Genomic DNA, 14,663 nt, shown 5'->3' with positions numbered 1-14,663 from the left:
ACATCTCCATTAGTTAAAGAAGTTTACTAGCTATTTCAGCTAGTTCTGATCTTTCGCCCTGTTTTAACATTATATGACCTGATATTTTTTGATCATGGAATTTGTGAGCTAAATAATTCAAACCATTTTTATGAAAATTCAAATAGGGATTATCAATTTGATAAGGGTCACCGGTAAAAACGAGTTTAGTATTTTCTCCGGCTCTGGTTACAATGGTTTTTACTTCATGTAAAGAAAGGTTTTGAGCTTCATCAATGATGATAAATTGTTCTGGAACAGACCTACCCCTGATATAGGTCAAAGCTTCAATTTGAATCAGCTTTGAATTTAAAAGTTTTTCATAGGCATATTTGCTGTCATTATTACGGTGAACAATAAATTCGAGATTATCAAAAATAGGCTGCATCCAGGGAGCCATTTTTTCCTCTTTATCACCAGGTAAGTAACCGATATCCTTACCCATCGGCATTACAGGTCTAACTACAAGCAGTTTTTTATAAACACTTTCATCCACAACCTTTGCTAAACCAGCTGCAATGGCAAGCAGGGTTTTACCTGTACCAGCTTTACCAGAAATTGTAGCAAGTTTGATTTGATCATCAAGCAGAAGCTCCATTGCCAGCTGCTGTTCGCGATTGCGGGGCCTGATTTTAGCAGGTTGTTTATCATTGTATTTTAGGGGAAGTAAATTTTCCCCATCAAAACGAGTTAATGCGGTATTTTTATGCTTATCTTTGGAGCTCAGCTGTAAAAATTCATTGGGATAAAATGAATCTCTATCTTCTTGCTCTAATTCTTCAACTGCCAGTTTATTTTCGGCAAATAATTTATCGATCAACTTTGAATTAACTGATAATTCTCTAAAACCTGAATAAATCTCTTCTTCTTTTAAGCGGGAAGAGCTGTGCTCTTCTGCTCTTAAACCATAAGCATCACAAATCAACCTTAAATTAATGTCATCTGAAACCATAATAACCTTGCGGTCAGGATTTTTTTCCATGATATCAATTGCAGTTGAGATTATTCTGTTATCCATTTTACTGGAGCTAAGCCCTTTTGGTAGGCGGAGTTCACCATTTATGATGATTTTTAGCACTCCACCACCTTCTAATTTAACCCCTTTATCTAAATTTCCCTGATTTCTCAGCTCTTCTAGTAAACGCGAAGTTTCTCTAGCATTATAACCGAGATCAGAACCCTGGGTTTTTAAATTATCTATTTCTTCTAAAACCGCTAGGGGAATTATCACTTCATTATCTTCAAAACTAAAGATGGCTCGGGGATTATTTAATAAGACATTGGTATCTAAAACAAATATTTTCTTCATTCTTTTTCCCTCCAGTTCAAATGGATTATTTTATATGTGCCTAGTTACCAAAGTGTTAGTCCGGTTGCTTGATCATACTTTCTATTTTTATCTGGCTTGCTAAATTCCTCTATCTGGATTTCAGAAGCAAAGACCTTTGTTCCTTCTTCTAAATGTCCACCAAAGCTATTACCATTCTGATCTGCTAAGATGATATGAGCATGAACCATTGGCTCACCATCTTTAAGCGAAATATTGCCATTTAAATTTAATATTTCAAAATCGCCTTCCTTTTCAAGAGAAATATACTCTCTCTGCTGCTGATCATAATAAGAGAAAACAACCTTAAAAACAGCACCTAAAGCATTAATACTGCCCAATTTAATCTCATTTTCTTTGGCAATTTGACTTAAATTCTGCAGGAGATCATCACCTTTTTGCAGTCTTAAAAAATAAGTATTTTTAAGCTGATGGCCTTCAAGTTTTTTCTTCATATTATCATCCTTTCACTAAATTTTTATAATATGGACAGAGATGGCTGCAAAAACAATTTTCACAATCAGGATTCTGAGCCTTACAGATAGCCCGACCATGGTCGATCAGCCAGTGGTGTAAATCAATCCAATACTTTTTTGGGATTAGTTCTGTTAGTTCTTTTTCTGTGACCTTAGGATTTTTGGCTGAACTTAAAGCAAGTCTTGAAGAAACCCTAAATACATGGGTATCAACCGGAAAAGCAGCTTTGTTAAAAGCATTGGCTAAAACTACATTAGCGGTTTTCCTGCCAACCCCGGCTAATTTAAGTAGTTCTTTACGTTCTTGGGGAACCTTTCCCTGATAATCTTCAAGCAGCATTTTACTTGTTTTAATAATATATTTAGCTTTGTTTCTATATAAACCGATACTGTTAATCTTCTCTTCTAATTCTTTTTGGGCTAAGCCTGCAAAATCTTCAGGCTTATTATATTCTTTGAATAGTTCTGCAGTAACTTTGTTTACCTGTAAATCAGTTGTTTGGGCTGAAAGTATAGTTGCTATCAAAAGTTCAAAATCACTGTTAGAATCTAAGCTTGTACCTGGTTCTGGATAATGTTCAGCAAAAAGAGCAATTAATTCTTCTACCTTTTCTTCTTTAATATTTGGTTTTGACAAAGCAAATCCTCCTTGATCAATTTAAATAAAAATATCCTTAAATTTAAAAGTTGGAAGTTAATTAGAAACTAGACTTAGAAAGCAAAAGATGTTAAAATAATTAAAGAATCTAGAGCGATAAAATATTATTGAGGTGTTAAAAATGTATTATAATTTAGGTATTGATATAGATGGTGTTTTAACAGATGAAGGAACTGCTGAAAATAATATCTGGCAGAGAAAGATGAATGAGTATTTCTCCAGAGATATTAAACTGGGGAAATATACCTACAACCTTGCTGAAGCATATGGTTTAAGTGAAGCAGAACTTAACGATTTTCTTAAAAATAAATTATTTGAAGTCTATCAGCAGGTTAATTCAGCTCCAGGAGCCAGAGAGACTTTAAGCGAGCTGGCTGAACAGGGTCATAAATTATTTTTAATTACTGCCAGACATGAAAATTTTAGAGATCTTACAGAAGATTGGTTAGAGCAACATCAAATTCCTTATCATGAACTACACCATCAGCATGATAAAGCACCACTGGTGCTGCAAAAGAATATTTCGCTTTTCGTTGATGACAAAAAAGAAAATGCTATAAATATAGCAGCAGAAAATATTCCTGTTATCCTGGTCAGCAAATATCATAATAGTGATTTTAAAGGTAATCAAATTATAACAAAAGTAGATAATTGGGAGCAAATCAAAGAAAATATTGATTTATTTCTCTCTAAAAACACTCCCACCAGTAAACTCTCTTAAAATTGATGTAAAAGGAACTTCCTTATCAGGCATAGCTCTAAAATTGCTTAAAACTTCAAGCAGTCGTTGTGCCTGATAATAGTTTTTATCAGTCCTATCTATTTGTTTTAATAAAGGCTCAACATAACTTTTCAGCACAGAAAGCTCATAGATAAGAGCAGAATTAAACATCATATCTGCATTTTCCTGATAGGGAAAAATATTTCTTTCTTCTCCCCTTCTCACCGATTTCCAGAGTTCTAAAGTATCTGATGCAGTTAAAGCTCTATATTGATTATCTCTAACAATTCTTCTGATCAGTCTGGTATCGGTTGTGGGAATCCTATTATGACAATCAATATTTAATTGGGTAAGTGCACTAACATAGATTTTAAACTTTAGATCCTGAGGTATCACCTCTGTCATTTTATCATTTAGCCCATGAATACCCTCGATTAAAATAATTTGGTCTTCATCTAAACTCAAACTCTCCCCACTATTTTCTCTAACCCCTGTTTCAAAATTAAACTTTGGCAGTTCTATTTCTTCTCCCTGAATTAATTTCAAAAGATGATTATTTAATAGCTCTAAATCAATGGCCTTGATCGATTCAAAATCAGGCTCACCATTTTCATCTAGAGGGGTGTGTTCTCTATCAACAAAATAATTATCAACTGAGATCTGAACCGGTCTTAACGCATTTATTCTCAGTTGATTGGCCAAACGATGGGTAAAGGTCGTTTTACCTGATGAAGTTGGTCCGGCAATTAAGATAATCTTATTTCTGGGCATACCTGCTTTAATTTGATCAGCTATTTTAGCAATTTTCTTTTCATGAAAAGCTTCTGCAATTCTAATTAATTCATTATACTGCTTGTTTTTAATATTATTATTTAAATCTGGAACATTACTTACCCCAAGTATTTCTCCAAGTTCTGCATATTCTAAAAATATTTTGGCTAGTTTAGGTTGTTCTTTAAAGGTAGGAACTTTTTTCTTAGCAAAAAATTTGGGGAAAAGAAGAACAAAACCAGGTATTCTCAAATGCAGATCAAATTCCGAAAGATAAGAAGTAGAAGGTACCATATTATAATAAAAATAGTCATAATAACCATCAAGTTCATAGATGGTATAAAAATCCTTGTCCTGTTCGATAATTAATTCACTTCTAAATGAACAGTTCTCTTGTTCAATTACCTCTAATACCTCTTTTTGAGTCATTTTGTGGCTCTTTATCTCTAAATCAGCTGAGATTATTGCTTTCATTTTTGCTTTTATTTTTCTCAGATCTGCTTTACTTAAACAGCTCTTATTTTTTAATTCACAGTAAATCCCATTACTAATTGAAATACCTATTTTTAAAACGATTTCCGGGAAAATTTCATAAACTGCTTTAGCAAGCACTAGGAAAAGACTTCTTCTATAAATTCGGTTACCAATTTCTGTATTGATAGTAATCGTTTTTATTTCTGCTCCCTGCTCAAGATGATGGTTTAAATCGTAAATTTCATTTTCAATAATTACCGCCATTACATCTTTAGGATTTTCAATCCTGCTCTCTGCAATAATAGCTTCAATTTTTTTTGTATCAAATATTTTTAATTCTTCACCATCTATTTTTATATCCAATGGGATACCTCCTTTAATCATGCTTTAATATAATTCTTTTTATCTCTGCTCTAACTTTTTCGTTTGTTTCTTTTGCTAAATGTTTTTTTAAAATCCCCAGAGCTTTATCATAATCTATTTCACTCAAGCTCCAGGCAGCATAATAGCGGATGAGAGAAGAATTATCAGCAAGCTTTGCTTTAATTAAATCAAAATACTCTTTTTTCTCTAAATTGGCGGCTGCAATTAAAGCATTCCGGATTAGAATTCTGCTGCCCCTCCAATAAATTGCCGTAGTTTTGAGTTCCTCAGGAGGATCTTTCCTTCTGAGTTTTAAAAAATACTCGATATCTTTATCAAAATACTGCAGCTCTTCTTTAGTGTTAATTGGCTTAGCTTTATTATAAGGGCAAATTAGCTGACAGCTGTCACAGCCCCAGATATGGGCACCCATTTTTTTGCGTTCAGCTGGTGGGATGATTCCCTTTTTTTGAGTTAAATAAGCTATACACTTATCTGCCTCCAGCTGATAGGGAGCAGTTAAAGCATCACCTTCACAATGTTCTAGACATAAGGTGCATTCTCCACAATCTAAATCCAGTGCCTCATCTTTTTCTATTTCTAGATCTGTAAAGATCTCGCCTAAAAATATATAAGAGCCAAAATCAGGATTAATCAGAAGTGAATTTTTTGCTATAAAGCCTACTCCTGCTCTTTCTGCCAGAGCTTTTTCTAAAAATGGAGCAGCATCAACAAAAATTTTAGCTTTAAAATCTTGATTTATTTCAGCCTTTATCTTTGCCACCATTTTCTCCATAACTTCTCTTAAATAAATGTGATAGTCTTTTTGGCTAAGATAAGTTGATAGATATTTATTTGTTTTATCTGAATTATTATAATTAATTGCTATCACAATAATTGATTTTAAGCCTTTAAAATGAAGTGATGGCTTAGATAGTCTATCAATATTACTTTCTGTAAAAGGCTGAGGCCAGAGCCCTGATCGCTTACGCTCTTTTAAAATTTCTCGATATTTTTTTAGATCACTTCCATCTGTGATCCGACAAATATCAATTTCAAGTTCTTCAGCAATATTTTTAATTAGAGCTTTTTTAATCATTAGCTAAAACTTTCCTTTCAACTTTAAGCAAATATAGGCTGTAAACCAAACCAGTTAAGATAACAACAATCCCCCAAAACAAATACATTATTTCACCGCCAAAAAGCTGATAAATTTTACCACCGATTAAACTGCCGGAAATAGCACTAAGGCCCATATAAACACCTGAATAAATATTTTGCCCGGTTGCTCTAAATTTCTCACCACTAATTTTATTTACATAATCAACCCCAACTGCAAAAAAGAGGCCGAAAGTGATACTGTGAAAAAGTTGGGCTGCTAAAATAACAGCATTGATTGGGAAAAAGGCAAGTAATAACCAGCGAAAAAGAAAAGACAGACTGATTAAAAATATGATCTTGCTGAATCTATTGCTTTTTATTATTTTATCAGAAAAGAAAAAAGCAAGTATTTCACTGCCAGAAGAAATAGTCATTGCAATCCCCAGCAGGAATTCCCCACCCCCATGGTCAACAATATAGAGCGGAAAATAGGTATAATTTGCATTCATGGTAGTCTGCAGCACAAAAACAAAAATCAAAAAATATAAAAGTCTTTTCTTCTTGAAAATTTTTGTAAAATCACTTAGATTTAAAACCTCTATTTCTCTAGTGCTTTGCGGCAAAAACTTCAACAAAAAAATTGAAATCACAATTACAATAGCATAAACATAAAATAGATTAACAGAAGCAGTTTGCTCTAAAAAATAACCGAGTACTGAAACTGTCAGCATATAACCTATAGAGCCCCAGAGCCTAAAACGTCCGTAAAGACTGCTTTGATCCCCTAAATAGTCAAGTAGTAGACAATCTGAAAGGGGAACAACCGGATTCTGAAATAAGGTATGTAAGAACATGATAATTAACAAGGCTTTAAAAGAAACTGCCAGGGGGAAAATTAGAACTGTAATCAGGGTTCCAACTAAGGTAATAAATAATACCTTTTTATTTTCCTGAAAATAATCAGTCATAATTCCCCAAACAGGTAACAATAAAAGGGCAAATATTCTCGGAACTGCATTTACAAGCCCAATTTGAAAAGAATCTAAACCTACATCCCTAAAATAGATATTAAAATAGGCAAATGCAGCCATTGTTATATAAAAGATAAAATTATAAAACTTAAATACCAAGCAGATCAGTCCTTAGTTAAAATAATCGATTCTACCATTAAATCATGATTAAATATATTTGCTGAATAATTTAAGAGATCTTCTAAATTAATATTGTCAATTATTTCTGCAATATCAAAAATATCTATCCCTAACCTGCGGTAAGTAATAAACTCTGAAGCAAGATGACGGAAATTATTAAAGAGCCTTATATAGCTACCCTGATATTTCCTTTTTATTCTTTCAAAATTATCTTTAACCTCACTTTTGTCAATGTTTAATAGTTTTTCTTTAATTTTTTCTCTCATTAAATCAGGCTGATCACTCTCTCCATAAAGATGGATATAGGCATAATCAGGTTTTTTATTGTAAGTACTGGAAAAACTATCATCAATATATCCTTTTTCATATAAATCATGATAGTTTTTGCTGCTGCGACCAAATAATATATCAAGTAAGATATTTATAATATATTCTTTTTTGATGGTTTCAAGTGGTTCTTCATAATCACTAGGATCCTTAAAAGCCAGCTGAACCATGGGCCTAGCTATATTCATTTTTTCTTCAACCAGTTTTTTTGCAATTTTAGCTGGTTCTTCTTGGATAATAGTTGTCGGATTTTTAAAAGCCGGAAAACTCTTTTGAGCCTGATTTTCTTTGATTAAATTAAGAACTTGCTCTTCATCTATATCACCAATTAAAATTAAATCCATATTTGAGGGCTGATAAAAATTATAATAACAAATATAGAGGTCTTCAGGAGTTATAGAACTTACACTCGCTTCTGTCCCAGCAATATCATTTTTAACAGGATGATTGATATATAGAGCAGAAAGCAGGTTAAAATAAGAACGCCAATAAGGATTATCCTGATACATTTTAATCTCCTGAATAATAATCCCTTTTTCTTTTTCCACATTTTTTTCGTTAAAATAAGGATTTTGCACAAAATCCAGCAGATTAATTAAGGATTTATTAAAATTACCACTGCTGGAAAAGAGATAGTTTGTACTATCAAAATTGGTGAAAGCATTTGCGGAAGCACCTAAGTCAGCAAATTTATCAAAAATGCTTTCTTCTTTATCCTCAAATAATTGGTGCTCTAAAAAATGAGCAATTCCCTCTGGCATCTTCCTTCGCTTGGCATTTTTCACATCAATAAATTCAATATCATTAGAACCAAAATCTACCGAAAGCATTGCATATTGTTTGAGATAATTTTTTTTGGGAAATATATAAATATTTAAACCATTCTCCAAGCTGGTCTTTATTAATTTTTCATCTATTCTTTGATTATATATAGTTTGCAAATTTATCAAACCTCACTTTTCAAAAGGTAAACACTGTCTATTTCAATATTTCTGGCAACTTTTATTATTTCTTCTCTATCAACATTATTTACAGAAGCAATAGTTTCAGCTATAGACTCCGCTTTTTGGTTGATTAAAGATAAAAGGTAGTGAGCTGCTAAACCGCTGTTACTATCTAGATTTTGTCTTAAGCTATTAATAATACTCTTTTTGGAGCGGAGTAATTCCTCACTGCTGAAATCTCCTGCTGCAAGAGCTTTGATCTGTTCTTTTACCAGCTCAATAACCTGCTCTTTATTTTCGACATTAATTCCACTATTGATAAAAAGCAGCCCTTTTGTTGATTCTATAGAAGAATTAACATAATAGGCCAAACTTCTTTTTTCTCTAACTTCCTGAAAAAGTTTAGAATGGGTAGAGCCCCCCAAAAGACTGTTGAAGATAAGCAGAGCATAATATTCGCTCATTGCTCTATTAATTCCGCTTCTGCAGCCAATAGTTAATTTAGCCTGATTAATAGCTAGTTCTTCCTCATAATAATCGATATCTTTTTTTGCATAAATCAACTCTGTATTCTGATCATAAATATCTTCTCCTGCCAATAAAGAATTATCAGCATATATTTTTTCCAGAAAAGATTCTTTAAAATCACCAAGCAGAAAAATAGATTTTGGAGCTGTAGTTATTAGCTTTTGATAATGCTCAAATAGCTCTCTGTTGTCAATTTCGGCTAATGAATCAACATCTCCCAGTTTATAGATACCGTATTTTTCTTTTTTACACATTTTTTTGATACACTGTTCAAGAGCATAACTTCCTTTATCATTAATCAAAGCTTCAATATTGTTTTTCAAATTCTCTTTTTCCTGCAGAAAATATCTTGCTTTAAATTTATTCTTTTCACTTAAGGGATTAAACAAAATAGCTTTTAACAGCTCTAAAGCTTCCTGGCTTAAACTAGCTTGCTCAACTAAAAACTTCTCATTTACCATTTCCAGAGAAAATCTAATGATCTGATTTTCGCCTCTTTTTAAAATATTAAAGCTTAATTTAGAACCAAATAGATCTTCTAATTTTGTTCTAAGTTCTCTCTGGCTTGGATAATTATTTGTTCCTCTCCTTAAAATTGCAGGGAAAAGAGCATTCATTGCTGCCTCTTTAATAGTTTCAAGAGGCAGCAGATAATTTATTTGAATTAAATTAGTTTTGAATTTATCTGTTTTTAAATAATGTAGATTTGAATTTTTTTCTTTATTTTTAAATTTCAACTCATTCATTGCTTATTACTCTCCCGTCTCTAATAACTCTTCTAACTTAATACCTAATTCTTCAATTAATTCTCCATAGCGGGCAAAATCACCATCACGTAGAGCTTGCTGAGCTTCTTGATATAATTGATTTGCTTCTTCTGCTAATTGAGAAGATGCAGCATCAGGTATTAAAAGATCTGGGTCTACTTCTACTTCTTCCTCAACATCTTCATCTTCTAATATTTGCTGTCCGGTTTCTTCCTCAATTTCCTCGACATCTTCTTCTGGTACTGAAATTACATCACGCTCATCTAAGATAGCTTCTAAAGCATTTGTTAAATTATCTCTCATTATAATTCGATCTTTATAAGCTACTATTACCCTTCTCAATTCTGGTAAGGCATCTGAATCAGACTGCAGAAAAACTGGCTCAACATAAAGTATATTATTGTTAATTGGAATTACCAACAAATTACCCCTTATTACATTTGAGCCTCTCTGATCCCAGAGTGAAAGCAGCTGAGAAATCTCTGATTCCTGATCAATTCTTGATTCGATCTGACTGGGTCCATAGACTAACTGATCTTTAGGGAATTGATAGGCAAATAATTCTCCATAATTTTCTCCATCCATTCTTGCAGCCATCCAGGCAACCATATTATTTCTGTTAGCTGGAGTAAAGGGAGTCATTAAAATAAACTCTGCTGAATCTTCTCCAGGTAAGTTGTTCATAATATAATAAGGTTCCATATCAATATTAGTACCTGCATAATGTTCTCGAGGAATATCCCATAAATCTTCTCTATTATAGAAAACAACCGGATCTCTCATATGATAAGTGGCATAAATATTTGACTGGATCTCAAATATATCCTGGGGATAACGCAGATGAGCCCTTAATGAATCAGGCATCTCCTCAAAAGGTGTAAAGAGATCACTAAAGATTTTATCATAGGTCATAACTATCGGGTCATCTTCATCAACAATATAATAATCCATAGTACCATTATAGGCATCTACAACAACCTTGACTGAATTTCGAATATAATTTTCCTGTCCATTAAAGGGTTGAGAATATGGATATTGTTCTGAGGTAGTATAGGCATCATATATCCAGAACAATCTCCCTTGATCTAAAACTAGATAGGGATCTCTATCATATTTTAAAAAGGGTGCTGCCTTTCTTACCCGCTGATGAATATTACGGTCAAACATAACCTGACTGTCATTGCGGATATCATCTGATAAAAAGAGCCGCATAGAATTAAATCTTAAAGCAAATAATCCCTTTCTTAAAATATTATTAACCTCTACTCCACCTGTACCATCATAATGAATAAAAACATTTTCATCTCCACGTGGATAATGAAATTCAGTTTCATCAGTATTAACCACAACATAATTATCTGTTTTTTCACCATAATAGATGGCAGTGTTATCAATGTCTATTTCAACATTAGTTCTGGGCGGTATATCCTGAATATAAAATTCGGGCAGTCCACTATCTCTAATTTCTGAAACAGGACTCATTGTAAGTCCAAATCCATGCGTATATTTTAAAGTTTTATTGAGCCAGGTTTGTGCCTGGGCTGGCAGGGCACTCTGATCCAACTCACGAGCTGCAAGCATAACCTGTCTGTATTCATCTCCAAAATGATATCTATCTACATCAATATCAACAAATCTGTAGTACTGTCTTAATTCCTGCAGCTGTGAGTAAGTATCTAAAAGCGGTCTGCTGTCCCACAACCTAATATTATCAATTACAGTATCATATTCCATTAATTCTTCATAACTTATTTCTGCCTCAGATAATTCAAAATCAGCTGTTGTTATCTCATCCAGTCCATAAGCCTCAAGGGTCAGATTAATATTATTCTCAATATAGGGTCTTTCCCGACTAATCTCATTTGGTTCAACACTGAACTGCTGAACTGCAGTTGGGTAAATACCAGTGAAGATAACTGAAGTTAAAATCCAGATCCCCACTCCCCAAAGCACTAATTTATAATTCTTTTTAAAGAGACTAAATAACACAGCTGCTGCCAGAAGCAGAACTACAACCAGGAGAATCCGATACCCCAAAAGGGTTGCATTAATATCTGTATAACCTGCTCCGAAAACAACTCCTCTGGCCGAAAATAAGAGTTCATACATTTTCAATCTGTAATCCCAGGCCTTAAAGAGTAAAAAAACAAAGGTTAAAATTGATAAATGTTTTTTTGACCTGGCCGTTAATTTTCTTGAAATTTGATTAAATGAACGAGAACCGGTAAAAATAATATAGATTATCCCCACCAATATCAGGGTGATAATTACTAAGACCATTCCCATTTCTCGAAGAAATTTCAAAAAAGGAAGTGAGAAAACATAAAAACCTATATCATTATTAAAAATAGGATCAAAAGAATTAAAATCTGTTCTGTTGAAAAACTTAAGCACCATCTTCCAGCTTTCACTGGATATTGCACTAAACATATAACCAAACAAAACACTTGTCACTATATAAATAATATTAAGTCTTTTTCTACTTATCCAATCAGTAAGTTGATTTCTTTCTTCTCCAAATAAAGATTCCACATTGCTTTGTTCTTTAATACTGACATAGTTCATAATCGGTTTTTTGGTAAAATGGAGATTTATATAAATAAACCCTGCAAAAAGCACCGCAATAATAGAACGGAGGACAAAATTGGAAAAAAACATAATCAAAAAAGTTCTTTCAAATGTGAGTGCTTGAAACCAGAGCCAATCAGTATAAATATTAGCTCCATTTGTTATAAAAATAAATACAGCTGCAGCTGCTGCTATAATAATCGAAATAAAAAATTTATTTGACTTTTGCATACTTTTCTCCTTTCTGAAAAGTGCTATTTAAGTTTGTCAGCAATTCTTTTTGCTCTCTTTTCTGCTTCATAATAAATTTTCTCTTGATCTAAAGTCTTTATTTCTCCAGCCTCAACAATGATTTTCCCGTCAATAATTACTGTATCTACAACTCTACTGTCAGCTGCATAAAATAAATTAGAAAGATTATTGTGATGGGGATAAGAAAAAGAATTACTTTGGGTATCAATTAAAATCAGATCAGCTTTTTTGCCTTCTTTTATCATACCTGTCTGACTAAGATTAAGTGTTTGAGCCCCATTGATTGTCAGCATTTTCAAAAGCTGCTGGGTATCAATCAAACTGGGATCATAATTATTTACTTTTTGTAAATAAGCTGCCATTCTAGCCTCAGTTATCAAATCAAGATTATTATTGCTGGAAACACCATCAGTACCTAGACTTACATTAATATCAGCTGCTAGATAATCTATAATCGGAGCAATTCCACTGCCAAGTTTAGCATTACTTACCGGATTGTGAGCAATATTAACATTGTCATTTTTAAGAATTTTCAGGTCTCCTGGCTCAAGATGAACTACATGAGCAGCTAAAATATGATTTTCAAAAAAATTAAATTCATCCAGAAATTTAATTGGAGAAACTGAATGTTTATTTATAAAATCTTCTACTTCTGCTTTAGTTTCAGACAAATGAATATGAACTGCTAAATTATTATCTGCTGCCAATTCAGTTATTTTTGCTAAATAAGCTCTAGAACAGGTATAAGGTGCATGAGGAGCAAGCATTGTTGTAATTCTTCCCTCTGCAGTATTATTATATTCTAGGGCAAAATTAAGTGAATTCTCTAATCCTTCCTCTCCATCATTTGCTTCGATTAAACCTTCAGCAAGTACAGCTCTAATTCCACTCTTAGCAACTACTTCTGCTGCTCTATCCATGGCAAAGTACATATCAGCGAAAGCCGTTGTTCCACTTTTTAACATTTCCAGTACACCTAAAGCTGTTCCCCAATAAATATCATCTTCACTTAATTTAGCCTCAAAGGGCCAGATCTTATTCTGCAGCCATTTCTGTAGGGGCATATCATCTGCATAACCTCTCATCAAAGTCATCGCAGAATGGGTATGGGTATTAATCAGACCGGGAAGCAGAATTTTCCCTTCAGCATCTATTTGCTCAGAAAATTCTTTTTCAGAAGGACAGGATTCCATACTGGCAATTTTTTTAATCTTCTTATCTTCAATAATCAGATATTGATCCTTTAAAACTTCAGCTTTATCAGCTGGATAAATTTCCAAAATATTTTTTATTAAAATACCCAATTCAAACACCCCTCAAAAATATTTTATTTATTTAAGCAAATACTTCCCGATAAGCTTTGATAAAATATTCTACTGCAGAAATAATATTAATCGGAATAACAAGATAAAAAAGCCAATCTCCAAAAATATTAATCCCTGTCAATCTAACTGCAATAGCAAGATATAATAAAAATATAGATGTTTTACCTAATAAAGTTGGATCTATAAAATTTAAACCAAAAAAATAAGTTATAATTCCAGATAAGAAAATAAAAAGCTCTCTCCCCAAAATAATAAAGGAAACAACCCGAGGTATTAAATTTAATTTAATTAATAATAATAAAATACTTATAATGGTTAATTTATCTGCAAGTGGGTCTAATAGTTTGCCGAGCTTTGAGTGCATATTAAGTTTTCTGGCAATATAACCATCCACAAAATCACTCGCAGCAGAAAGGGAAAAAAGCCCTGCAGCTAAATAATAATTACCCTGAACAAATAAATATAAATAGATTGGGATTAATATTATTCTCATTATCGAGATAAGATTTGGAATTGTAAGCAAGTTGATCACTCCAGAGCTATTTATTAGACTCATACTCTTCTTCACTAATTATTTTACCCTTTTCAACATTCTCTGTTATTTTATTATAGTTTTTATCAAATTCAATCTGCAGATCAATTTTATTATAGCAGTTATCACAAACTGCAACTTTATTTATCTCATAAGCTGCCTGACGCTCTTCTTCATAAACCTTTTGAATATCATAACTTTTTCTAAATATTAGTTTCATTTGCTTACCACATTTCTCATCTTCTAAATAAACTTCTATCAGGGGACTGCTTTTCCCCCCACTAAAAAAATTTTTAATAGAATCAAATATACCCATCTGCAAAGTTCCCCTTCCATTAAAAATATTAACTCTTTATTATT

Annotated in this window: 13 protein-coding genes; 1 reads left to right on the top strand and 12 read right to left on the bottom strand. The window is 32.6% G+C overall.

Translation table 11 applies throughout. From position 1 onward, the window contains the following. Positions 1-13: 13 nt before the first annotated feature. The 3 genes from LJ207_RS05730 to nth are packed head-to-tail and all read right to left on the bottom strand — an operon-like array spanning position 14 to position 2,458. Entirely contained in the window at positions 14-1,327 is a 1,314-nt protein-coding gene (locus LJ207_RS05730; protein WP_229345014.1) for a PhoH family protein, read from the bottom strand. Between the two features lie 44 nt (positions 1,328-1,371). Next, positions 1,372-1,800, bottom strand: a complete 429-nt coding sequence (locus LJ207_RS05725) for a PPC domain-containing DNA-binding protein (protein ID WP_229345012.1) — start codon at positions 1,798-1,800, stop codon at positions 1,372-1,374. Between the two features lie 4 nt (positions 1,801-1,804). Further along, the gene (nth, locus tag LJ207_RS05720; RefSeq protein ID WP_229345010.1) at positions 1,805-2,458 is read right to left on the bottom strand and encodes an endonuclease III; all 654 of its coding nucleotides are present in this window, start codon (positions 2,456-2,458) and stop codon (positions 1,805-1,807) included. A gap of 142 nt (positions 2,459-2,600) precedes the next feature. Here nth and LJ207_RS05715 point away from each other — a divergent pair, with 142 nt between their 5' ends. Then, positions 2,601-3,200: a 5' nucleotidase, NT5C type gene (locus tag LJ207_RS05715; RefSeq protein WP_229345008.1), complete on the top strand. Its 600-nt coding sequence runs from the start codon at positions 2,601-2,603 to the stop codon at positions 3,198-3,200. On the opposite strand, the gene LJ207_RS05710 is transcribed toward LJ207_RS05715, so the two are convergent. The 9 genes from LJ207_RS05710 to LJ207_RS05670 are packed head-to-tail and all read right to left on the bottom strand — an operon-like array spanning position 3,159 to position 14,619. Continuing rightward, complete coding sequence (locus tag LJ207_RS05710; protein ID WP_229345005.1) at positions 3,159-4,808, bottom strand: nucleoside kinase; 1,650 nt, start codon at positions 4,806-4,808, stop codon at positions 3,159-3,161. The genes LJ207_RS05715 and LJ207_RS05710 overlap by 42 nt on opposite strands. A 13-nt stretch (positions 4,809-4,821) precedes the next feature. Further along, entirely contained in the window at positions 4,822-5,907 is a 1,086-nt protein-coding gene (gene queG / locus LJ207_RS05705; protein ID WP_229345003.1) for a tRNA epoxyqueuosine(34) reductase QueG, read from the bottom strand. Continuing rightward, the gene (locus LJ207_RS05700; protein ID WP_229344990.1) at positions 5,900-7,039 is read right to left on the bottom strand and encodes an MFS transporter; all 1,140 of its coding nucleotides are present in this window, start codon (positions 7,037-7,039) and stop codon (positions 5,900-5,902) included. The genes queG and LJ207_RS05700 overlap by 8 nt, the downstream gene beginning before the upstream one ends. Before the next feature lie 5 nt (positions 7,040-7,044). Then, positions 7,045-8,328 carry an EF-P 5-aminopentanol modification-associated protein YfmH gene (gene yfmH / locus LJ207_RS05695; RefSeq protein WP_229344987.1) on the bottom strand — a complete coding sequence of 428 codons (1,284 nt, stop codon included), beginning with the start codon at positions 8,326-8,328 and terminating at the stop codon, positions 7,045-7,047. A gap of 5 nt (positions 8,329-8,333) precedes the next feature. Then, positions 8,334-9,605, bottom strand: coding sequence for an EF-P 5-aminopentanol modification-associated protein YfmF (gene yfmF / locus LJ207_RS05690; RefSeq protein WP_229344984.1), 1,272 nt, complete (start codon positions 9,603-9,605; stop codon positions 8,334-8,336). A 6-nt stretch (positions 9,606-9,611) separates the two neighbouring features. After that, positions 9,612-12,425, bottom strand: a complete 2,814-nt coding sequence (locus LJ207_RS05685; protein ID WP_229344982.1) for a UPF0182 family membrane protein — start codon at positions 12,423-12,425, stop codon at positions 9,612-9,614. A 23-nt stretch (positions 12,426-12,448) separates the two neighbouring features. Beyond that, on the bottom strand, positions 12,449-13,759 hold the full coding sequence (locus tag LJ207_RS05680; RefSeq protein WP_229344978.1) for an amidohydrolase: 1,311 nt from the start codon (positions 13,757-13,759) through the stop codon (positions 12,449-12,451). A 22-nt stretch (positions 13,760-13,781) separates the two neighbouring features. Beyond that, positions 13,782-14,303 (bottom strand): CDP-alcohol phosphatidyltransferase family protein, encoded by a 522-nt coding sequence (locus LJ207_RS05675; protein ID WP_229345126.1) that lies wholly within the window; start codon positions 14,301-14,303, stop codon positions 13,782-13,784. A 7-nt stretch (positions 14,304-14,310) separates the two neighbouring features. Next, positions 14,311-14,619 (bottom strand): hypothetical protein, encoded by a 309-nt coding sequence (locus LJ207_RS05670; protein WP_229344976.1) that lies wholly within the window; start codon positions 14,617-14,619, stop codon positions 14,311-14,313. Positions 14,620-14,663 lie beyond the last annotated feature (44 nt).

It is taken from the genome of Halanaerobium polyolivorans (assembly GCF_020711195.1).
Classification (GTDB): domain Bacteria; phylum Bacillota; class Halanaerobiia; order Halanaerobiales; family Halanaerobiaceae; genus Halanaerobium; species Halanaerobium polyolivorans.
This window is presented reverse-complemented; position numbering and strand designations above follow the sequence as displayed.

Coding starts and splice junctions, on each gene's coding strand:
- LJ207_RS05730 (WP_229345014.1), bottom strand. CDS start 1,327: ATGAAGAAAATATTTGTTTTAGATACCAATGTCTTATTAAATAATCCC.
- LJ207_RS05725 (WP_229345012.1), bottom strand. CDS start 1,800: ATGAAGAAAAAACTTGAAGGCCATCAGCTTAAAAATACTTATTTTTTA.
- LJ207_RS05715 (WP_229345008.1), top strand. CDS start 2,601: ATGTATTATAATTTAGGTATTGATATAGATGGTGTTTTAACAGATGAA.
- queG (WP_229345003.1), bottom strand. CDS start 5,907: ATGATTAAAAAAGCTCTAATTAAAAATATTGCTGAAGAACTTGAAATT.
- yfmF (WP_229344984.1), bottom strand. CDS start 9,605: ATGAATGAGTTGAAATTTAAAAATAAAGAAAAAAATTCAAATCTACAT.
- LJ207_RS05685 (WP_229344982.1), bottom strand. CDS start 12,425: ATGCAAAAGTCAAATAAATTTTTTATTTCGATTATTATAGCAGCAGCT.
- LJ207_RS05670 (WP_229344976.1), bottom strand. CDS start 14,619: ATGGGTATATTTGATTCTATTAAAAATTTTTTTAGTGGGGGGAAAAGC.